This is a genomic window from Citrobacter rodentium NBRC 105723 = DSM 16636, assembly GCF_021278985.1.
GTDB lineage: Bacteria > Pseudomonadota > Gammaproteobacteria > Enterobacterales > Enterobacteriaceae > Citrobacter_A > Citrobacter_A rodentium.
In genome coordinates, this window is the sequence record NZ_CP082833.1 from 4,575,197 (window position 1) to 4,592,830 (window position 17,634).

Annotated in this window: 27 protein-coding genes; 23 read left to right on the forward strand and 4 right to left on the reverse strand. The window is 57.1% G+C overall.

From position 1 onward, the window contains the following. The 3 genes from K7R23_RS21780 to K7R23_RS21790 are packed head-to-tail and all read right to left on the reverse strand — an operon-like array spanning position 1 to position 1,451. Positions 1 to 915, reverse strand: a complete 915-nt coding sequence (locus K7R23_RS21780) for a DUF3102 domain-containing protein (RefSeq protein WP_012905261.1) — start codon at positions 913 to 915, stop codon at positions 1 to 3. A 9-nt stretch (positions 916 to 924) separates the two neighbouring features. Further along, positions 925 to 1,230: a helix-turn-helix domain-containing protein gene (locus tag K7R23_RS21785; RefSeq protein ID WP_012905260.1), complete on the reverse strand. Its 306-nt coding sequence runs from the start codon at positions 1,228 to 1,230 to the stop codon at positions 925 to 927. Beyond that, on the reverse strand, positions 1,227 to 1,451 hold the full coding sequence (locus K7R23_RS21790) for a helix-turn-helix domain-containing protein (RefSeq protein ID WP_012905259.1): 225 nt from the start codon (positions 1,449 to 1,451) through the stop codon (positions 1,227 to 1,229). Before K7R23_RS21790 ends, K7R23_RS21785 begins: the two co-directional genes overlap by 4 nt. Before the next feature lie 89 nt (positions 1,452 to 1,540). On the opposite strand from K7R23_RS21790, the gene K7R23_RS21795 reads away from it, so the two are divergent. Beyond that, entirely contained in the window at positions 1,541 to 1,951 is a 411-nt protein-coding gene (locus K7R23_RS21795; RefSeq protein ID WP_012905258.1) for a helix-turn-helix domain-containing protein, read from the forward strand. 41 nt (positions 1,952 to 1,992) lie between these two features. After that, positions 1,993 to 2,520, forward strand: coding sequence for a hypothetical protein (locus K7R23_RS21800; protein ID WP_231851602.1), 528 nt, complete (start codon positions 1,993 to 1,995; stop codon positions 2,518 to 2,520). Positions 2,521 to 2,574: 54 nt separating this feature from the next. Here K7R23_RS21800 and K7R23_RS21805 read toward each other — a convergent pair whose 3' ends face one another. After that, the gene (locus K7R23_RS21805; RefSeq protein WP_012905256.1) at positions 2,575 to 3,345 is read right to left on the reverse strand and encodes a DNA adenine methylase; all 771 of its coding nucleotides are present in this window, start codon (positions 3,343 to 3,345) and stop codon (positions 2,575 to 2,577) included. A 249-nt stretch (positions 3,346 to 3,594) separates the two neighbouring features. Here K7R23_RS21805 and K7R23_RS21810 point away from each other — a divergent pair, with 249 nt between their 5' ends. The 21 genes from K7R23_RS21810 (at position 3,595) to K7R23_RS21910 (ending at position 17,530) form a co-directional block, all read left to right on the forward strand. Continuing rightward, complete coding sequence (locus K7R23_RS21810; RefSeq protein WP_012905255.1) at positions 3,595 to 3,945, forward strand: putative holin; 351 nt, start codon at positions 3,595 to 3,597, stop codon at positions 3,943 to 3,945. Next, on the forward strand, positions 3,945 to 4,682 hold the full coding sequence (locus K7R23_RS21815) for a transglycosylase SLT domain-containing protein (RefSeq protein ID WP_012905254.1): 738 nt from the start codon (positions 3,945 to 3,947) through the stop codon (positions 4,680 to 4,682). The genes K7R23_RS21810 and K7R23_RS21815 overlap by 1 nt, the downstream gene beginning before the upstream one ends. After that, positions 4,672 to 5,325 (forward strand): hypothetical protein, encoded by a 654-nt coding sequence (locus tag K7R23_RS21820; RefSeq protein WP_012905253.1) that lies wholly within the window; start codon positions 4,672 to 4,674, stop codon positions 5,323 to 5,325. The genes K7R23_RS21815 and K7R23_RS21820 overlap by 11 nt, the downstream gene beginning before the upstream one ends. Continuing rightward, positions 5,322 to 5,654 carry a hypothetical protein gene (locus tag K7R23_RS21825; RefSeq protein WP_012905252.1) on the forward strand — a complete coding sequence of 111 codons (333 nt, stop codon included), beginning with the start codon at positions 5,322 to 5,324 and terminating at the stop codon, positions 5,652 to 5,654. Before K7R23_RS21820 ends, K7R23_RS21825 begins: the two co-directional genes overlap by 4 nt. Continuing rightward, the gene (locus K7R23_RS21830; protein WP_012905251.1) at positions 5,647 to 5,958 is read left to right on the forward strand and encodes a hypothetical protein; all 312 of its coding nucleotides are present in this window, start codon (positions 5,647 to 5,649) and stop codon (positions 5,956 to 5,958) included. The genes K7R23_RS21825 and K7R23_RS21830 overlap by 8 nt, the downstream gene beginning before the upstream one ends. Then, positions 5,958 to 6,503: a DUF3486 family protein gene (locus tag K7R23_RS21835; protein WP_012905250.1), complete on the forward strand. Its 546-nt coding sequence runs from the start codon at positions 5,958 to 5,960 to the stop codon at positions 6,501 to 6,503. The genes K7R23_RS21830 and K7R23_RS21835 overlap by 1 nt, the downstream gene beginning before the upstream one ends. Beyond that, positions 6,500 to 8,023, forward strand: a complete 1,524-nt coding sequence (locus K7R23_RS21840; protein WP_012905249.1) for a terminase large subunit domain-containing protein — start codon at positions 6,500 to 6,502, stop codon at positions 8,021 to 8,023. The genes K7R23_RS21835 and K7R23_RS21840 overlap by 4 nt, the downstream gene beginning before the upstream one ends. Next, a complete protein-coding gene (locus K7R23_RS21845; protein WP_012905248.1) occupies positions 8,023 to 9,519 on the forward strand; it encodes a DUF935 domain-containing protein in 1,497 nt (498 codons plus the stop codon). Before K7R23_RS21840 ends, K7R23_RS21845 begins: the two co-directional genes overlap by 1 nt. After that, positions 9,500 to 10,321 carry a phage head morphogenesis protein gene (locus K7R23_RS21850; RefSeq protein ID WP_012905247.1) on the forward strand — a complete coding sequence of 274 codons (822 nt, stop codon included), beginning with the start codon at positions 9,500 to 9,502 and terminating at the stop codon, positions 10,319 to 10,321. The genes K7R23_RS21845 and K7R23_RS21850 overlap by 20 nt, the downstream gene beginning before the upstream one ends. Before the next feature lie 2 nt (positions 10,322 to 10,323). After that, a complete protein-coding gene (locus K7R23_RS21855) occupies positions 10,324 to 10,782 on the forward strand; it encodes a phage virion morphogenesis protein (RefSeq protein WP_012905246.1) in 459 nt (152 codons plus the stop codon). Positions 10,783 to 10,987: 205 nt separating this feature from the next. Further along, positions 10,988 to 12,088, forward strand: coding sequence for a peptidase (locus K7R23_RS21860; RefSeq protein WP_012905245.1), 1,101 nt, complete (start codon positions 10,988 to 10,990; stop codon positions 12,086 to 12,088). A 13-nt stretch (positions 12,089 to 12,101) separates the two neighbouring features. Next, positions 12,102 to 13,055 carry a hypothetical protein gene (locus K7R23_RS21865; protein ID WP_012905244.1) on the forward strand — a complete coding sequence of 318 codons (954 nt, stop codon included), beginning with the start codon at positions 12,102 to 12,104 and terminating at the stop codon, positions 13,053 to 13,055. A gap of 12 nt (positions 13,056 to 13,067) precedes the next feature. Further along, positions 13,068 to 13,424, forward strand: a complete 357-nt coding sequence (locus K7R23_RS21870) for a DUF2190 family protein (RefSeq protein WP_012905243.1) — start codon at positions 13,068 to 13,070, stop codon at positions 13,422 to 13,424. A 1-nt stretch (position 13,425) separates the two neighbouring features. After that, positions 13,426 to 13,872, forward strand: a complete 447-nt coding sequence (locus K7R23_RS21875; protein ID WP_012905242.1) for a gp436 family protein — start codon at positions 13,426 to 13,428, stop codon at positions 13,870 to 13,872. Then, positions 13,872 to 14,336, forward strand: coding sequence for a Gp37 family protein (locus K7R23_RS21880; RefSeq protein ID WP_012905241.1), 465 nt, complete (start codon positions 13,872 to 13,874; stop codon positions 14,334 to 14,336). The genes K7R23_RS21875 and K7R23_RS21880 overlap by 1 nt, the downstream gene beginning before the upstream one ends. Further along, positions 14,336 to 14,587 (forward strand): hypothetical protein, encoded by a 252-nt coding sequence (locus K7R23_RS21885; protein WP_024132569.1) that lies wholly within the window; start codon positions 14,336 to 14,338, stop codon positions 14,585 to 14,587. Before K7R23_RS21880 ends, K7R23_RS21885 begins: the two co-directional genes overlap by 1 nt. Next, complete coding sequence (locus K7R23_RS21890) at positions 14,577 to 16,004, forward strand: phage tail sheath subtilisin-like domain-containing protein (protein WP_012905239.1); 1,428 nt, start codon at positions 14,577 to 14,579, stop codon at positions 16,002 to 16,004. The genes K7R23_RS21885 and K7R23_RS21890 overlap by 11 nt, the downstream gene beginning before the upstream one ends. Next, entirely contained in the window at positions 16,001 to 16,525 is a 525-nt protein-coding gene (locus tag K7R23_RS21895; protein ID WP_167321450.1) for a phage major tail tube protein, read from the forward strand. The genes K7R23_RS21890 and K7R23_RS21895 overlap by 4 nt, the downstream gene beginning before the upstream one ends. Positions 16,526 to 16,527: 2 nt before the next feature. Then, positions 16,528 to 16,821 (forward strand): Gp49 family protein, encoded by a 294-nt coding sequence (locus tag K7R23_RS21900; RefSeq protein ID WP_012905237.1) that lies wholly within the window; start codon positions 16,528 to 16,530, stop codon positions 16,819 to 16,821. Further along, positions 16,811 to 17,092: a hypothetical protein gene (locus tag K7R23_RS21905; RefSeq protein ID WP_024132568.1), complete on the forward strand. Its 282-nt coding sequence runs from the start codon at positions 16,811 to 16,813 to the stop codon at positions 17,090 to 17,092. The genes K7R23_RS21900 and K7R23_RS21905 overlap by 11 nt, the downstream gene beginning before the upstream one ends. Before the next feature lie 96 nt (positions 17,093 to 17,188). Then, positions 17,189 to 17,530 (forward strand): phage tail assembly protein, encoded by a 342-nt coding sequence (locus K7R23_RS21910; protein ID WP_012905236.1) that lies wholly within the window; start codon positions 17,189 to 17,191, stop codon positions 17,528 to 17,530. Positions 17,531 to 17,634: the final 104 nt, after the last annotated feature.

Here is a 17,634-nt window from a genome sequence, read left to right on the forward strand (position 1 = left end):
TTATTCCCCCGCGTTATGGGTAATTTGGGGTTCTGGGTCAGTCAGCCATGAGGGGGCGGCGTTGCCAGTAGGAGCTGCTTCGAGATCGAATGTTTCACGCAGGGCATGAATACCTCGTTCCACCTGACAGACCAGGCCGGACATAAAGTCTTTCGGGATATCCAACTGATGCTCGTCACAATAGGCACTAAGCGTACTGAAGGCATTGGACAGATGGACAATGACGGCGGCCTCTGCTTCAGTGGCTATTGCTGTCACTTCCGCCCGAATCTTCTTTACCTCTTCATCTGGTTTGGGGGGCTTGATACGAGATTTTTTCTCCAGCTTTGTGGAGAGTGCGTCGATTTTCTCGTTTTTATCGGCAAGAACACGCTGCTGCGCTGCGTTGGTTTCTCGGGCTTCACGCAGGGCGGCTTTAAGTTCGCGGCTGGTCATGCGATCAATATCGTCAAGTGTTGCCCCGGCGACGGTTCCACCATCCGCTAAAGCATCAAGTTCTTCGTCATCCAGAACCATCAACTCATACAACTTGGTTTTGCCTAAAACGGTCAGCGCTGTCCGTTTTTGGGGTTCATCACTATTCCCCAAGAATTTTACGCTGGCCTGCATCATGCGACGTGCAACCCGAGGTTCTAGGCCAAGATCATTCTCAAGAATATTGATAAAGTCGCCGTGAGGTTCATTCTCTTTTAGGATAATCAGTCGCTTACCTGCTTCCAGCATAGCTTCAGCACTCTGTGCCATGTAGAAACGAGTCTCATGAACGATACGATCGCGTTCATAAGGCAGGCCCTCACCAAACTGCTGCATGATTTCAAGGCGATGTTCGGTCATGGCGTTAAGACTAACATTAAGACCATCGCTCAACGGCGCATCTTCCACGAATTCAGCTGGTTGTGATTTTGTACGTCCCATTTCAACTCCTTAACGACTGCCAGCCATAACACGCTGGTTAATTTCATTGATACGATCCTGCGCCCGCGCCATCTCGTTGCTGTGTGCCATGGCGATTTGTAAAAGCTGTACTCCAGGGGCAAAGCGCCCGTTATCCAGCTTCATCGCCAGCCCTTCTTCGATAAGGGTATTTAGCGCCCGGTTGATGTTGGCGGGGGATTCACCCAGAGCCGATGCCAGTTCACCGTTAGAAACACCGTTCAGCGCGTGACCGCGCAGCGCTTTAAGGACGCGCAAGATTCGTGCGCCGGAACTGGATGTATTAGGTTTACTCATGACGCCTCCTTCAGGATGCCAGGGGTAACTTCTTTTCCTATTACGACGGAGAGATCGCGCAAAATTCGATAGGTCAGACGACCTCGGGGGAGTTCGCTTTTGCCTGCCCAGCGACTTACCGCCTGGGTTACCGTTCGCGGTTCATAGCCTGCATTAAGCGCGAACTGGCGCAGGCTACTACCGCGTTCAATCAGACGTGCCCGAACTTGTTGTTTGTTCATATGCACCGTGTTCCTGTTAGGTTATGATGTACTCAATATGAATAAGTGTACTTATTCAGAATGAATAACTCAAGCAAGGTTTATTTAAAATGAATAAAAAGGCCGTTGATGCCGTGCTTCTGAGACTCATGTCACTGTTCCAGGTCGATAACGATAGTGAGCTGGCTCGGGCACTGAACGTTAACAGACAAACTTTAGCCAGCTGGAGAAAGCGGGATTCTGTGCCTTATTCAATTTGCGTAAATCTCGCAGAGGAAAGAGGGGTATCTTTAGATTGGTTGCTCGCTGGCAAGGGGGATGACACATCGAAGGAAGCTGAACCTGCTACTCAAAACCTAAGCCAAGCCGACCTCAAAATGCTTGAGCTACTTAACCAGTTAGATCCCGAGGTTCGACGAGACCTTATGCGAGGCGCTGAAGAAAAACAGCGAGTAATTGAAATGGAAAGACAGCTTAAGGAGTTGTCTGCCAAGTTAGAACGCCTGAAAAATACGGGTTAATCTGTTCCCATTAAGAACATTAAAGGTATAAGGATATGACTATGCGCAAATTATTTTTACCGTTGGTATTTGTCTTGTCTGGGTGTGGAGATAATGTTGATCCTACTGATATCTCCACTCCAGCTAAGGAGCAGCAGGTTTTTAGCGTTGAAACTAATAATCCAGTTGTAAAGCGTGAATTGCCTTTTATCCGTCAACAACTTCCCGGTTTAGATAAGTACGCGGGAAGCTTTGAAAAATTCGAAGTATCTGAGGATAGCGTACGCTCGGTGACAACGGTTCAGTTTCATATCAAAGATGAGAATAATATCCCGAGTGATTACATGGCCTCTGGCCATAATTGTTTTTTGTTCATATCAAATAGTGTCCATGAAGTGAAAATATCTAAATCAGCATGTCAGGCTGTTTTTTTCGATAAAACCGATGTTCCCGGAGGAGACCTGACCGTGAAACTGGACAAGGAACATGTGCCTATGACCGCCGATGGTAAAGCCCCGAGGACAGGTTGTTTGAAAGTTTTCTCGCCAGAGCCTGATAATGACTATTGGTCATGCCCGAGACAGGGCTAAACATTCAGGTGGTGCTGCATAAGCAGCTCCACCTGAGCTACCCCCATCTACCCATCAAAAATTACAAATCACCAATTCTTTCCGCAGGGTGGCTTTTCCAGTCACTTTCAGGTTGTAGCTGATATCCACCGTCTGAATGTTCAGACCGTTGAACGCCTGCCGCATTTCAGGGATATCGTTCACCGATATTACCATCTTCCCTTTAATGCTCCGGGCCAGCGCTGCCATGCGGATATAATTGCCTGGTGGAAAATCCACGCCATAGCCTTCCGTTCCCCAGTATGGCGGGTCGCAATAGAACAGCGTATGCGGGCGATCATAGCGTTCGATACACTGGCTCCAGTCCAGATGCTCTATCAGCGTTCTGGACAAGCGCAGGTGCGCCATCGACAGTTCTTCTTCGATACGCAGCAGGTTAAAGCGCGGCGCACTGGTGGTGGAGGTTCCGAAGGTGTGATCGGCCACCTTACCGCCAAATGCCTGCTTCTGCAGATAGTAGAACCGGGCCGCCCGCTGAATGTCAGTGAGCGTTTCTTCCGGGGTGTCCTGCAACCACTTGTAAATCTGGCGGCTGACCAGCGCCCATTTAAACTGACGGACGAACTCCTCCAGGTGATGCTTCACCACCCGGTAGAGGTTCACCAGTTCCCCGTTGATATCGTTGATGACTTCGGTCTTGCTGGGTGCCTTGAGAAAGTAAAGCGCAGCTGCGCCGCAGAACGGCTCCACATAGCAGGTATGGGCCGGGAACAGCGGCAAAATATGCTTAGCCAGACGGCGTTTGCCGCCAATCCATGGAACGATGGGTAAAGATTGTTCTTTCATTATCCGTAAGCCTTTTGCAATCAATGAAAATATGGCAGGCTAGTCCGGTCTCGCGAGACTGACTGAACCCTGGTCGGCTCACAGCGTATACCTGTGGGTTGATGACCAGCCCGGTGTTCGCCGCACCGGGCTGGTCGTTCTTTCAAAGCCATGATGCGGCGCTGACCCATCGCCTCACTATTAACGCTGTTTAAAATCCCTTTCCCCTGACATTTGTGATGCTGTCTCCACTACACAAGGAGACGCACCATGAAAACCATTAAAAAATTCATTCCCCCTGTTAAAAAGCCCCGTCTCAGCGGCTGGCTGCTGACTGCCGTGCTGCTGCTCGGCACCATCGGTCTGGTCTCGCCCCAACAGTTGCCGGTGGTGGTGTACAAGCTGTCGCTTATCACGCTGGCGGCAGTGCTCGGTTACTGGCTTGACCGTTCGCTGTTCCCCAAGGCACGCCCCGGTCAGTATCTGAAGCATGATGAAAAGCTGATGGCCAGTGGTCGTTTCCCTGTCCAGACCGGCCTCCATCTGGTGTTTTCTGCGGCTCTGATCCGCCGGGCGCTGATTGTTGCAGCGGTCTGTCTTGCCGTAGCGACGGGGCTGTGATGATGACTCTCTACATGTACTGGCCCCAGGTTATCTGGGCCGTAATGGTGCTACTGGGACTGGGTATTGAGCTGGCCCGTCACGGTCAGCCCCGCACGGGGAAGCACAGCTTCTGGTGGCAATTGTCTGCTACAGCCCTTGTGGCCGGGTTGCTCTGGAGTGGTGGTTTCTTCCGTCAGGCCAGCGCCGCCCAGCCGCCGCAGGCCGCGCTGCAATATCGCGATGATGTGATCCGCAATGCCCGGCTGGAATGGGGACTCTCCGCGCCGGTGGCGGACTTCGCGGCACAGCTGCATCAGGAAAGCGGCTGGCGACCTGATGCCATCTCGCCGGTGGGCGCTCAGGGAATGGCACAGTTTATGCCCGCCACCGCCGACTGGATAAGCCAACTGGTACCAGGGCTTAACAGCCGTGAACCCTTTAACCCCGCCTGGGCTATTCGGGCGCTGGTCAGCTATGACCGCTGGCTGTGGCAGCGCGTCAGCGCCGCCGACAACTGCGAGCGTATGGCCATGACGATGTCAGGCTACAACGGCGGTCTGGGCTGGGTGCAGCGTGACAAGCGTCTGGCCACGCAACAGGGGCTGGATGGCACCCGCTGGTTCGGTCATGTCGCCACGGTTAATGCCGGGCGAAGCGCCGCCAACTGGCGCGAGAACCGCCACTACCCGCAGCGCATCCTGCGGGAGCTGGCTCCCCGTTATCTCACCTGGGGAGGCGGCAGCTGTGTGGACTAGCCTGCTGAAAAACCTGCCGTGGCGCAGTCTGCTGCTGGCGGTAGTCATAAACGCCTTTCTGATTGGGCTTTATTACCTGGGCTACCGGAGTGGGCATGAAAATGCCTCACGTGATGGAGATAAGGCGATAAGCCAGCTGCAGTCAGCGTTCGATACGTACAAAGCGGAGCAGGCAACGCGTGAGAACGCTGCGCTGAAGGCCTGGGCACAGCGTTATCAGGAACAGGTTGCAACCGGGCACCAAGCAGAAGCCGGTTACCTGGAGCAGATAGCCCGGCTGGAGAGCCGGAACCAACAACTACAGAGGCAGGTTAACGATGTCACACAGCGCTGGATTGATGAAAAAGGTAAGAGCCATCCCATTGAGTGCGTGTTTACTCGCGGTTTCGTGCGCCAGTACAACGCCGCACTCGGGTATGACGACGCATCCGTCGACACCGGTCATTCAGACACAACTGCCGCCGCTGGCACCGGCACTGGCGCAGCGCCCGGGCAGCCTGAAACCACTGGTGCCTGGTTACGCGACTCAGGCGTCACCCAGCGTGACGTCCTCGCCAACATCATCGACAACGCGAAGCAGTGCCGCATCTGGCGCAGCCAGATAAACCGGCTGCTGGACGAACGGGAAGGATTACAGAAATGACGTTGCAGGTTGAATTCTGGACGGTGGTGGGTTTTCTCATCACCTTCATGAGCTTTGTCGGTGGTATTGCGAAGTGGCTGTTCAGCAAGGCGGAGGAGCGTCAGGCGGCGCGTTTCGCCTCCCTTGAACAGTCGCTGCAACAGTCCACCTCTAACTGGGGTGAACTGGAGAAAGAGTTCATGCGCTTCCGGGCTGAACTGCCCCTGAACTACGTCCGCCGCGAGGACTACATCCGGGGACAGACGGTCATCGAGGCCAAGCTGGACGCGCTCTATAACAAACTGGAAGTGGTACAGGGGTACCGCCATACAGGAGGTCACAATGGTTGATATCGCCCGCGTGCGCCGGGAGTCCCTGCGCTGGAGTCTGCTGGTTGCCCTGAACAAAACCCGTCCGTATACCGCCAGCGAAACGCTGCTGCTGGACGTGGCCCTCGCCATCTACCCGGATACCACGCCGCTGGAGCTGCGCCGGGAGCTGGATTATCTGTCAGACCGCAGGATGGTTGATCTGGAGAAGAAGCCCTCCGGCGACTGGTTTGCTGACCTGACCCGCCTTGGCGTTGACCTGGTGGAATACACCGTGGAATGCGGCCCCGGCATCGCCCGCCCGGAAAAGTACTGGAGTGAATGATGGCCAGACGCAGCACGATAGAAAAGCTGCCGGAAGACGTGCGTCGCTGGCTGGAGCGGGCGCTGACTGAATCCGGCTTCAGCGGGTATACCGAGCTGGAGTCCCTGCTGCGTGAGCAGGGGTATGTCATCAGCAAATCCGCCATTCATCGCTATGGCCAGAAGATTGAGCGCCGCTATGGTGCCATCCGGGCGGCCACAGAAGCAGCCCGGATGCTGACCGAGGGTGCGGCTGACGATCAGGATGCGCGTTCGGAGGCGGTGATCGCCCTGATTCAGACCGAGCTGTTCGAGAGCATTGTCCAGTTGCAGGAAGCGGAAGAAGGCGACGTCGACCCCAAAGAGCGCGTGGCGCTGCTGTCAAAGGTGGCGAAGAACGTGGCCACGCTGTCCCGCGCGTCCGTCAACCTGAAGAAGTTCCAGACTGAAGTCCGCGCCAGAGCGCAACAGGCGGCCAGCAACGCCGAGAAAATTGCCCGCAAGGGTGGCCTGTCAGCCGACGCGGTACAGGCGCTGCGCCGTGAAATTCTGGGGATTGCCACATGAGTCAGCTTGCGCCAGTAATACCCGATACCTCCGGTTATGACGCGCCTCCCGTTCTGCTGCCCTACCAGCAGCGTTGGGTGGCTGATACATCGCCGTTCAAGGTTATGGAGAAAAGTCGCCGTACCGGTATCACCTGGGCTGAAGCCTCCGATAACGTGCTGACCGCCGCATCCTCGGCAGCTGCGGGCGGGATGAACGTGTATTACATCGCCTATAACCAGGACATGACCGTTGAATATATCCAGGCCTGTGCCATGTGGGCGCGGGCGTTCAACTATGCCGCCAGCGAAATCGAAGAAGGCTTCTGGGAAGAGGAGGAAGAAGACAAACACATCAAGACCTACACCATCAAGTTTCCCGACTCCAGCTTCCGTGTTGTCGCGCTTTCCAGCCGCCCGTCTAACCTGCGTGGCCGTCAGGGCGTTATCGTCATTGATGAAGCCGCATTCCATGAGCAACTGAAAGAGCTGCTGAAAGCGGCAATGGCGATGCTGATCTGGGGCGGTAAGGTGCGGGTTATCTCCACCCATGACGGTGATGACAATGAATTTAACACGACGATCACCGACATCCGCGCCGGGCGTCAGGGCGGTAGCGTACAACGCATCACCTTCAAAGAAGCCGTGGCCGAAGGGCTGTTCCACCGCGTCTGTCTGCGCACCGGGCAGGAATGGACGGAGGCCGCTGAACAGGCGTGGATGGCGTCGGTGTACAAATTCTACGGTGCCGGTGCATCCGAGGAGCTTGACTGTATCCCGGCCAACGGAAGCGGCGCCTGGCTGTCCCGTGCCCTGATTGAGTCCCGCATGTCCGCTGATACGCCGGTGTTGCGTCTGACCTGTCCGGAGGGCTACGAGCTGTTGCCTGACGAGGTGCGCTGGAGCGAGACGCAGGACTGGCTGGACACACATCTGAAGCCGCTGCTGGAGGCACTACCCGCTGATGCCCGCTCTTTCCTGGGGCGCGACTTTGGTCGCAGCGGTGATCTGTCGGTGGACTATCCCCTGCTGCAGGAGAAAAACCTGGTACGCCGGGTGCCGTTCGTGATGGAGCTGCGCAACGTGCCGTTCAAACAGCAGGAGCAAATCACCTGGTATCTGATGGACGGCCTGCCCGGCCTGCTGGGTGCCGCGTTCGACGCTCGTGGCAACGGCGCTTACCTTGCTGAATATGCCATGCAGCGCTATGGCTCCAGCCGGGTTAAGCAGGTGATGCCAACCGAGGGCTGGTACCGGGAGCATATGCCGCCGGTTAAAGCTGCGCTGGAAGACGGTAACCTGGTGGATTTACCAAAGGATGAAGACACGCTGGACGATCTGCGGGCCGTACAGGTGGTAAACGGCGTCCCCCGCGTACCGGAACAGCGCTCAAAAGCCAAATCTGACGGCGGTAAACGCCACGGTGACTCCGCCATTGCAGTGGCACTGGCCTGGTTTGCCAGCCGTGAAATTAACAAAGGGCCGGTGAAGGCGAGTTCGCGCCGTCGCCGCCAGTCTGCCCGTATGCTGGAGGGATACTGATGGCCAGAGGTCTCTGGGTTTCACCCAGTGAGTTCGTCAAATTTGCTGAACCCACTAAAACACTGACGGAGCAGATTGCCTCGCGCAGCCGTTCCATCGACTTCTTCGGGCTGGGGATGTACCTGCCCAACCCCGACCCTATTCTCAAGTCTCAGGGCCGCGATATCCGTATCTATCGCGAGCTGCGTACCGACCCGCTGGTCGGTGGCTGTATCCGCAGGCGTAAGGCGGCGGTTAAATCGCTGGAGCGGGGTCTGGAGCGTGGCCATGCCCCAGCGCGGGTATTCAGCTTCATCCGGGATATGCTCGACGATCTGGATATCTCCCGCATTATCGGCGAGATGACCGACGCCGTTCTCTACGGATATCAGCCCTGCGAAATCATGTGGGGCCGCTCTGTAAAGTCCTGGGCTATCGCTGATATCGTGGGGAAACCGCCCGAATGGTTCCAGTTCGACAATGACAACCTGCTGCGCTTTCGTGCTAAAGACGCCGGGCTGGAAGGCGAGCCGGTACCGCTGAACAAGTTCGTGGTACCGCGTCAGGATGCGACCTACGACAACCCGTATGGCTTCCCTGATTTGTCGATGTGCTTCTGGCCCGTGACCTTCAAAAAAGGCGGCATGAAGTTCTGGGTGCGCTTTGCCGAGAAATACGGCTCACCGTGGGTTATCGGCAAGCATCCGCGCGGTACCGCTCAGGGTGAGATTGACCTGCTGCTGGATTCCATGGAGGCAATGGTGGAAGACGCGGTGGCGGCCATCCCCGATGATTCCTCCATCGAAATCAAGGAGGCCGCAGGCAAAGCGGACAGTAGCGATATTTATCAGAACCTGATTACGCTGGCCCGCAGTGAAATCTCCATCGCCCTGCTGGGGCAGAACCAGACCACCGAGGCCAACAGTAACCGCGCCTCCGCGCAGGCCGGGCTGGAGGTTACGGATGATATCCGAGACGCGGATGCCGATATTGTGGAAAGCGCGGTGAATCAGGCCATCAAAATGGCGGTGTCGCTGAACTTCGGGGATGTGGCCAGCCCCGTCTGGAAGATGTGGGAGCAGGGAACGGTTGACGATACCCAGGCGACCCGCGACGAGAAGCTCAGCCGCGCCGGTGTGGTCTTCACCCCGCAATACTTCAAGCGCGAGTACCAGCTCCAGGACGGGGATATTGACGAAACACCCCCGTCAGAACGCCAGAATAACGGACTGCCACTGTCGTTCGCCGAGGCGGTGGATGCCGATATTCAGGCTCAGCAGGCCCTGGACGACGCGTTGGATATTCTGATGAACGGAGGCTCGTTAAACGGCACGCTGGAGCCGGTACTGGCACCGTTGTTTAAGCGGGTTGAAAACGGCGTCAACCCGTCTGAGCTGCTGGGCGAACTGGCCGAGCTGTACCCGCAGATGAACGCTGAAGATCTGCAGGAGCGGCTGGCCAGGGTTATCTTTGTTGCAAGTCTCTGGGGGCGTCTGCATGAGCGTAACCACGACTGAACTGGCCTACTGCATGACATTACCCCCAAAGCGGGCTATCGCTTACCTGCGATCAAAGGGCTACAAAATCACCTGGGACTGGGAGGAAATGTGGCAGGATGCCCATGCCCGCGCCTTTACCGTCGCCAAAGTGACCCGTCTGGATATCCTAGAAGATATTCGCGGGGCACTGCAGCAGGCTGTCGATGAAGGAAAAACAGGCCGCTGGTTCCGGCAGGAGCTGGAGCCGGAGCTGCAGCGTAAGGGATGGTGGGGGCCACGTGACACCACCGACCCGGTAACGGGCGAGCCGGTCACCATCCAGCAGGGCAGCCCGTGGCGGCTCGACACCATCTTTCGCACCAATATGTCCGTACTCTACAGCGCCGGTCGCTGGGCTGAGCAGATGGAGAACGTCGACGACAGGCCGTACTGGATGTATACCGGCATCAACGACAGCCATACCCGCAAGAGCCATCTGGCGCTGCATGGTCTGGTACTGCGCTATGATGACCCGTTCTGGCAGGCGTTCTACCCACCGAACGGCTGGCGCTGTCGCTGCGGGGTGATTGCTCTGAGTGCAGCGGAGGTTCACGCCCGTGGTCTGAAGGTCGTGAACTCCAGCAATGCTATGGGGTGGGAGCTGAAACTGGTCTCAGAGAAAACCGGCGAGATGCAGAACGTCGCCACCTTCAACACCGGTACCACTAAGGTGGCCACCGACGTCGGCTGGTCTTATGCGCCGGGCGCGGCTTACCGTCCCGACCTTGCCCGCTATCAGGGTACCCTTAAACCGCTGGCACAGCAGGAACTGAGAGGATAACGATGGCTTCAGATAATCTGGTCAATATCACCATTAATGATAAATCGCTGCGTCAGAGCCTGAATGCGCTGGAGCTGGCGGCGACAGACCTGACACCCGCGATGCGTAAAATCGCCGGAACCCTGCTGACGGAGACCCAGCTTAACTTCATGGATGAGGGCCGCCCGGCCTGGACACCCTCGCTGGCGGCTGAAGAGCGTGATGGCCAGACGCTGCAGCTTACCGGGCGTCTGATGGGGTCGGTATCGACAAACTATGATGACAGGCAGGCTGCGGTAGGTACCAATGTCGTTTACGGAGCCATTCACCAGTTCGGCGGCAAAACTGGCCGTAATGAATCCGTTGAACTGGAGGCCCGCCCTTATTTACCCATCACCGGCGATGGCGAACTGCAGCCAGAGGCGGAAAAGTCGGTTCTGGATACCGTTGTCCGGCATCTTGAATCTGCGGCCCGTCGCTGAATTTTACCCTCCGGGGCGGGTGATTTACCGTGTTAACCGCCCCGGAGCCTTTATAAAGGTTTACAGCCCCCTCGTTTGCCGCTTTAATCGTCGCTGTTTCCCTCCGCTGTCTTTCCTCCCCCACGATTTTTTCTAAAGCAGATTAAAAGCACTGCTGGCGGCTTTTCCACACACTGTTCCCGACAACGTAACGCGGGACAGCAAAATGTCAGCCATTCACATTTTTAAAGCCGGTACTCATACCGATATGCACGGCAAGAAGTTGCCGTTCACGCAAAGCGACCTGGCCGCCTGCGTGAAAGCCTACGACCCGACCATCCACGAAGCACCGCTCGTCATCGGTCACCCCAAAACGGAAGACCCGGCATGGGGCTGGGTGAAATCCCTGTCTCTCAACGGCGGTGATCTGCTGGCGGAGCCTGATCAGCTTGACCCGCAGTTTGCCGAACTGGTGGACAACGGACGCTTCAAGAAGGTCTCGGCCTCGTTCTATCTCCCTGACTCCCCGAACAACCCGAAGCCCGGCACGCTTTATCTGCGTCACGTCGGCTTTCTGGGCGCACAGCCGCCGTCCATTAAGGGGCTGAAGCAGGTGTCGTTCGGCGAGCAGGAAGAAGGTGTCGTCGAGTTCGCCGACTGGAACGACGTGACCAATGCCACTCTGTGGGGCCGCCTGCGCGATTTTCTGATTGGCCAGTTTGGTCTGGATGAGACGGAAAAGGTGATCCCGTCGTGGCAGGTCGAGTCCCTGCGCGAGAAGGCGTACCGCGACACGGACAAGGATGAACCGGCATTCAGTGAAGACAATCCCAACCCTCAACAAGAGAAAAGCACCATGACTGAAGAAGAAATCAAAGCGCTTCAGGCGGAAAACGCCCGTCTGAAGGCGGAAGCCACTCAGCGTGCAGAGCAGGAAGCGAAGGCGAAGCAGGACAAACTGCATGCCGAAAACGTCTCCTTTGCCGAGAAACTGGTCGGCGATGGCCGTCTGGCTCCCAAAGCGAAGTCCGTTGTCGTGGCCATTCTGGACGCGGTTTCTGCGGGCGATAAACCCGTCGAATTTGCTGAAGGCGACATTCGCACACCGCTGGCCACGGCATTCAGGACGCTGCTGGACAGCACTGAGCCGGTGCTGAATTTCAGCGAGCACGCGACCAAAGACCGCGCTGACGTGCCTGCGGTTAAATCGGCCCCGGCTGAGTTTGCCGAGTCCGATCCTGAACGTCTGGCGCTGCATCAGAAAGCGCAGGAACTGTCGAAAAAAGAAGGCATCAGCTATGACGCTGCTGTCGCACGCTGCCTGTGATTAAGGAGAGAGCATGTCTGATTATTTAAAGGGTAAGCGCGTCGTTGATCCGGTGCTGACCAGCATCGCTCGCGGCTATAAAAATGCCGCGTTCATCGGCGAGAAAATCTTCCCCATCGTACAAACCGACAAGGAAGGCGTCAGCGTGCCGACCTTTGGCAAGTCCGCTTTTGTGGAGTACGACACCGAACGTGCCGTGGGGGCCGACAGTAACGTTCTGGTGCGTGAGAAAACCGGCAAACTGGATCTGGTTCTCAACGAGCACGATCTGGCCGCGCCGGTGGACTACCGCGAGCAGGCCGAGTCGATGTTCAACGAAGAGGCCAAAGCCATCCGTCGTGCAACCAGTGGTGTCAATCTGCGGCGTGAGCTGTATGCGGCCCGACTGGCCCAGGACAAGAGCGTCTACCTGGCGGCTAACGTCAAAGCGCTGGCCGCTGCGGAACGCTGGGTCGGCGGTAAGGGCGATCCGATTGGCATCATTGAAGGCGGGATTGACGCGGTACGTAAAGCCACCGGCCTGCGTCCCAACCTGATGACCATCGGGGCCAGCGTGATGTCGGTTCTGAAGTTCCATCCGGCGATTCAGGCAGCGATTGGTGCCAACGAGCGTAAGCGCATCACCCTGGAAATTCTGAAAGACCTTTTCCAGATGGACGACGTGGTGGTCGGCGAGCCGGTCTCCCTGACGTCCATGAAAGACGCGCAGAACAAGGACAAAGTCCCGACGGATATCTGGGCTGACAACCTGATGCTGCATTACGTCAGCAAGCCGCAGCCAGGCACCGACAGCGCCGACGAAAACGAGCCGTCGTTCGGCTATACCCTGCGCCGTAAAGGAATGCCGGTAGCGGATAAATACGACGGCGTCGGCGGCAAGGTGAAGTATTGCCGCTATACCGATATCTACAAAGTCGCCGTGGTCGGTGGCGATGCCGGGTATCTCGTCACCAACATCATTAAATAAGGGGAAATGGTCATGGGTACAACTCAGCAGGTCATTCTGACCACTACCGTGACGGCCAGCGCGGCGCTGACGCAACAGCGCTTTGTCGGGGCCGATAACGCGCCCTGTCAGGCCGGTGCCGTGGCGCTCGGCGTGGCGGAGGTGGATGCCGCTGCCGGTGATTTAACCCCGGTCAATGTGCTGGGCATCGTTGCCGTCGAGGTCGGAGCCGCCATTGCCAAAGGGCAGATCGTTCAGTCGGATGCTAACGCCTGCGCCGTGCCCCAGACAGCCGCCACGGAAGACACCCCGGCGGGTGTTTCTGCCGGGATTGCGCTGGATGAGGCACTGGCTGCAGGTGACGTTATCCGCATCCTGCGCGGGGTGTGACATGTACTGCACCCTGGCGGACTTACTGGAGCAGGTGCCGGAGCGGACGCTCATTGAGCTGACCAATGAGTCGGTTGGTTTTGATGAGTCCCCCCCGGTCAACGCTGCCGTGGTTGAGAGTTGCATTCGCTACGCCGATGAGTTGATTGATGCGCATCTGCGTGGCCGCTACACCCTGCCGCTGGCGGAGGTACCGACTGTTCTGCGGGATATTGCCATCACGCTGGCCCGTTATCGCCTGTACGCTCGTCGACCTGAAGGCGACCTGCCTGACACTGTCAAGGACGACAATAAAGAGGCACGCCGTCAACTGGAAGCCATCCGTGACGGAAAGCTCACGCTGGGGCTGCAGTCCACTCAGAAAGATGTGCCCGAGTCCGGTGAAATCCGGGCGCGGGCACGCCGCCCCACCTTTGGCGGGCGCGATGGCTTACTGGAGAAATACTGATGAACGTCCTGCCCGTTATCGATGCGGTTGTAGCCCGTCTCAGGGAAAAGCTCCCGTCGCTGGCAGTGGAATATTTCCCGGAGAAACCGGCTGAATACCGCCTGAATCACTCTGTGGGGGCGCTACTGGTGAGCTATGCCGGGTCGCGCTTTGATAAACCGGATGATATTGGCGCGGTGCTTCAGCCCCAGACCATCCAGCTCTGCGTCACGGTGGTCTTCCGCCAGCTCAACGGCAAAAGAGGCGCGATAGACGTCCTGGATGCAGTCCGCCGCATCCTCGGCGGCTACACCCCACCGAACTGCCGCCGTCGTATCTGGCTGACCCGAGAAGTGTTTATCGGTGAGGTCAAGGGGCTGTGGCAGTACGCCCTCGACTTTGCGACAGAAAGCGTCTTTATCGAAGACAGCGATTTACCGTCCGGCCCGCTGTTAACCGAAGTGAACTATGAGGAAAGCGAGTGATGAAACAATACCGCTATTCCGGCCCGGCCAGCGGCGTCACGCTGTCGGACGGAACCGAAATCCTGCTCTGGCCGGGGAAGAATGTTTCCCTGCCAGAGGAACATGACTATGTGAAGGTACTGGTGGCGCTGAAGCATCTGACGCCGGTATCTGAAGAGACTAAACCCGCCAGCACACCGGTTGTGCAGTCACCAAAGCGCAGGAACGGCGGCGACAGCGATGTGAAAACGGAGGACTCCCATGGCAGCTAACTATCTGCATGGTGTCGAAACTATTGAGGTGGAAAACGGTGCCCGCCCGGTTAAGACGGTGAAGTCTGCCGTCATTGGCCTGATTGGTACCGCCCCGATGGGCGACGTCAATACGCTGGTGCAGTGCCTGTCTGAGAAAGATGCAGCGGCGTTTGGCAGCCAGCTCACCGGCTTTACCATTCCGCAGGCACTGGATGCGATCTACGACCATGGCGCAGGCACCGTTCTGGTCATTAACGTGCTTGATCCTGCTGTGCATAAAACCGCTGTAGCCGATGAAGACGTAACGTTCGACAAGGCGACGGGCAAAGCACAGCTGGCTAATCCGGTGGTCGCGCAACTGGTACTGAAACCGGACAGCGACGGTCAGCCTTATGTGGAAGGTCAGGACTACTCGCTTGATGCACAGACAGGGGCGATTACCAACCTCGGTAAGAGCATTGCTGCAGATGCAACAGTGAAGGCCAGCTATAACTATGCCGATCCGACCAAAGTCACTCCGGCTGATATCATCGGTACCGTTAACGCCGCAGGCAACCGTACCGGCATGAAGCTGCTTAACGACAGCTTCAACCTGTTCGGCTATTTCGCCAAAATCCTGATTGCGCCGGTGTTCTGTACCCAGAACAGCGTCTCGGTAGAGCTTATCGCCATGGCTGAAAAGCTGGGTGCGGTGACCTACATCGATGCCCCAATCGGTACCACCTTTGCTCAGGCACTGGCGGGGCGTGGCCCGGAAGGCACCATCAACTTCAATACCAGCTCTGACCGTGCCCGCCTGTGCTATCCGCATGTCAAAGTGTACGACGCGGCCACCAATAGCGAGCGACTGGAGCCGCTGAGCCAGCGGGCTGCAGGTCTGCGTGCCAAAGTCGACCTGGATAAGGGCTACTGGTGGTCGTCCTCCAATCAGGAGATTCTGGGTATCACCGGCGTGGAGCGCCAGCTGTCAGCGATGATTGACGACCCACAGAGTGAGGTGAACCTGCTCAACGAACAGGGCATCACCACGGTCTTCAGCAGCTACGGCAGTGGCCTGCGTCTGTGGGGCAACCGGATGGCGGCCTGGCCAACGGTCACCCATATGCGCAACTTTGAGAACGTCAGGCGCACCGGCGATGTGATCAACGAGTCCCTGCGCTACTTCAGCCAGCAATACATCGACCAGCCCATCACCCAGGCGCTGATTGATGCACTGACGGAATCGGTCAACGCCTACGGACGCAAACTGATTGGCGACGGTGCGCTGCTGGGCTTCAGCTGCTGGTTTGACCCGGCCCGTAACGAAGAGACTGAGCTGGCTGCCGGTCACCTGTTGCTGAGCTACAAATACACGCCGCCCCCGCCGCTGGAGCGACTGACCTTTGAGACCGAGATCACCTCGGAATACCTGTTAACCCTGAAGGGGAATAGCTGATGGCCAAGATTGAGATCAACCGCATCACCAATGCCAACATCTATCTGGATGGTGCTAACCTGCTGGGCCGGGCCGAGGAGGTCAAACTGCCTGACGTGTCGATGACCATGCAGGAGCATAAGGCACTGGGGATGGTGGGCAAGGTGGAACTCCCGGCAGGCTTCGACAAGCTTGAGGGCGAGATCAAGTGGAACAGCTTTTACCGCGACGCGATGCTGTCTGCCGCGAACCCGTATAAGTCGCTGGCGCTGCAGTGCCGCTCCAGCGTCCAGCGCTACAGTTCGCAGGGACTGATTGATGAGATTCCGCTGGTCACCTTCCTGACGATCATGTTCAAGAAGAACCCGCTGGGGTCGTTCAAACAGCACGAGAACGCCGAGTTCTCCAGCAGCTTCACCTGCACGTACATCAAGCAGGTGCTGGACGGCGAAGAGCTGCTGGAGCTGGATTATCTGGCCAACATCTTCCGCGTCGGTGGCGTTGACCAGCTGACTGACTTCCGTATCAATATCGGGGGATAATCATGATGGTACCCAAAGTTGATCGCAAAACGGTAGACGACCTGGTGGCATCGCTGAACTATCAGCCCCATCACTTTCCGGGCACCACGCTGACTATCGCCGTTGCCCTGATGCCCGATGGTTTCATGGTCAGCAGCGGTTTCAGTGCAACGGCGCATCCTGGACTGTTCGATGAAGAGACTGGCAGGAAGCTGGCCATCGCCAAAGCGCAGCATAATGCCACGGAAGCACTGTGGCAGTTTGAGGGGTACAAGCTGAAGTCGCAGCAGACAACGGAGAGCCAGGGTGACCGTTGAGATTGAAGACAAAGGCAGGAACTGCGGTGGCATCGGGATGGCAAATGTTACCTGGTTCACTATTCTGGATATTCCGGGGGTGGAAAAGCTGTTTAACACCCAGAAAACCAACGATCCGATTGACTGTACCCGCGCCAAAGCCCGGAAGCTGGCCGACCTGATTGAGGCATGGGAGCCACCCCCGCACTGGTTCACCGGCATCGGCAAAGTTGAAGGAAAAGCACTTCTCATCGCTTTCCTGCGTAACTGCAAGGGGTTTCGTACCCACTGATAACAGGGGCTGCGGCCCCTTTCTTCTTAATCCCCTTTAATATCCGCCACGTTCTCCACCAGACATACTGCCCTGAACTTACACAGGAGCATGAACATGTCACAGACTCAAACTGAAGCCGAAATCTTCACACTGAAATATCCCTTCACCACCGCAGCGGGTAATTCGATCGCTCAACTCACGCTCAATCGTCTGACGGTTAAAGACCTCAAGCAGATCAAGAAGACCCACAAAAACCCGACAGACTGGGATGAGCCGCTGATTTCCCGCAGTACCGGCCTGTTGCCGGAAGACCTGGACAATATGGATCTGGCTGACTATCTGGAGCTGCAGGACCGATTTCAAAAAATCACAGGGTTGGGTAAGAAACATGACAGCGCTGACAAAGGCGCAGGGGCTGCTGGCGAGGTGGTTCCGGTTCCAGCCGGGGGAGATTGAGGCGCTCGATACTGACGATCTGGAGATGTGGCTGGAGCAGGCTGAAGAGCAAATCAAAAGCGAGTATGGCGACGGCGACAGAAACTGATGAACATGACAGCAGC

Coding starts and splice junctions, on each gene's coding strand:
- K7R23_RS21910 (WP_012905236.1), top strand. CDS start 17,189: ATGTCACAGACTCAAACTGAAGCCGAAATCTTCACACTGAAATATCCC.
- K7R23_RS21825 (WP_012905252.1), top strand. CDS start 5,322: ATGACGTTGCAGGTTGAATTCTGGACGGTGGTGGGTTTTCTCATCACC.
- K7R23_RS21885 (WP_024132569.1), top strand. CDS start 14,336: ATGAAACAATACCGCTATTCCGGCCCGGCCAGCGGCGTCACGCTGTCG.
- K7R23_RS21860 (WP_012905245.1), top strand. CDS start 10,988: ATGTCAGCCATTCACATTTTTAAAGCCGGTACTCATACCGATATGCAC.
- K7R23_RS21875 (WP_012905242.1), top strand. CDS start 13,426: ATGTACTGCACCCTGGCGGACTTACTGGAGCAGGTGCCGGAGCGGACG.
- K7R23_RS21900 (WP_012905237.1), top strand. CDS start 16,528: ATGATGGTACCCAAAGTTGATCGCAAAACGGTAGACGACCTGGTGGCA.
- K7R23_RS21805 (WP_012905256.1), bottom strand. CDS start 3,345: ATGAAAGAACAATCTTTACCCATCGTTCCATGGATTGGCGGCAAACGC.
- K7R23_RS21880 (WP_012905241.1), top strand. CDS start 13,872: ATGAACGTCCTGCCCGTTATCGATGCGGTTGTAGCCCGTCTCAGGGAA.
- K7R23_RS21840 (WP_012905249.1), top strand. CDS start 6,500: ATGAGTCAGCTTGCGCCAGTAATACCCGATACCTCCGGTTATGACGCG.
- K7R23_RS21790 (WP_012905259.1), bottom strand. CDS start 1,451: ATGAACAAACAACAAGTTCGGGCACGTCTGATTGAACGCGGTAGTAGC.
- K7R23_RS21815 (WP_012905254.1), top strand. CDS start 3,945: ATGATGACTCTCTACATGTACTGGCCCCAGGTTATCTGGGCCGTAATG.
- K7R23_RS21890 (WP_012905239.1), top strand. CDS start 14,577: ATGGCAGCTAACTATCTGCATGGTGTCGAAACTATTGAGGTGGAAAAC.
- K7R23_RS21835 (WP_012905250.1), top strand. CDS start 5,958: ATGGCCAGACGCAGCACGATAGAAAAGCTGCCGGAAGACGTGCGTCGC.
- K7R23_RS21855 (WP_012905246.1), top strand. CDS start 10,324: ATGGCTTCAGATAATCTGGTCAATATCACCATTAATGATAAATCGCTG.
- K7R23_RS21845 (WP_012905248.1), top strand. CDS start 8,023: ATGGCCAGAGGTCTCTGGGTTTCACCCAGTGAGTTCGTCAAATTTGCT.
- K7R23_RS21865 (WP_012905244.1), top strand. CDS start 12,102: ATGTCTGATTATTTAAAGGGTAAGCGCGTCGTTGATCCGGTGCTGACC.
- K7R23_RS21850 (WP_012905247.1), top strand. CDS start 9,500: ATGAGCGTAACCACGACTGAACTGGCCTACTGCATGACATTACCCCCA.
- K7R23_RS21795 (WP_012905258.1), top strand. CDS start 1,541: ATGAATAAAAAGGCCGTTGATGCCGTGCTTCTGAGACTCATGTCACTG.
- K7R23_RS21800 (WP_231851602.1), top strand. CDS start 1,993: ATGCGCAAATTATTTTTACCGTTGGTATTTGTCTTGTCTGGGTGTGGA.
- K7R23_RS21870 (WP_012905243.1), top strand. CDS start 13,068: ATGGGTACAACTCAGCAGGTCATTCTGACCACTACCGTGACGGCCAGC.
- K7R23_RS21810 (WP_012905255.1), top strand. CDS start 3,595: ATGAAAACCATTAAAAAATTCATTCCCCCTGTTAAAAAGCCCCGTCTC.
- K7R23_RS21780 (WP_012905261.1), bottom strand. CDS start 915: ATGGGACGTACAAAATCACAACCAGCTGAATTCGTGGAAGATGCGCCG.
- K7R23_RS21830 (WP_012905251.1), top strand. CDS start 5,647: ATGGTTGATATCGCCCGCGTGCGCCGGGAGTCCCTGCGCTGGAGTCTG.
- K7R23_RS21785 (WP_012905260.1), bottom strand. CDS start 1,230: ATGAGTAAACCTAATACATCCAGTTCCGGCGCACGAATCTTGCGCGTC.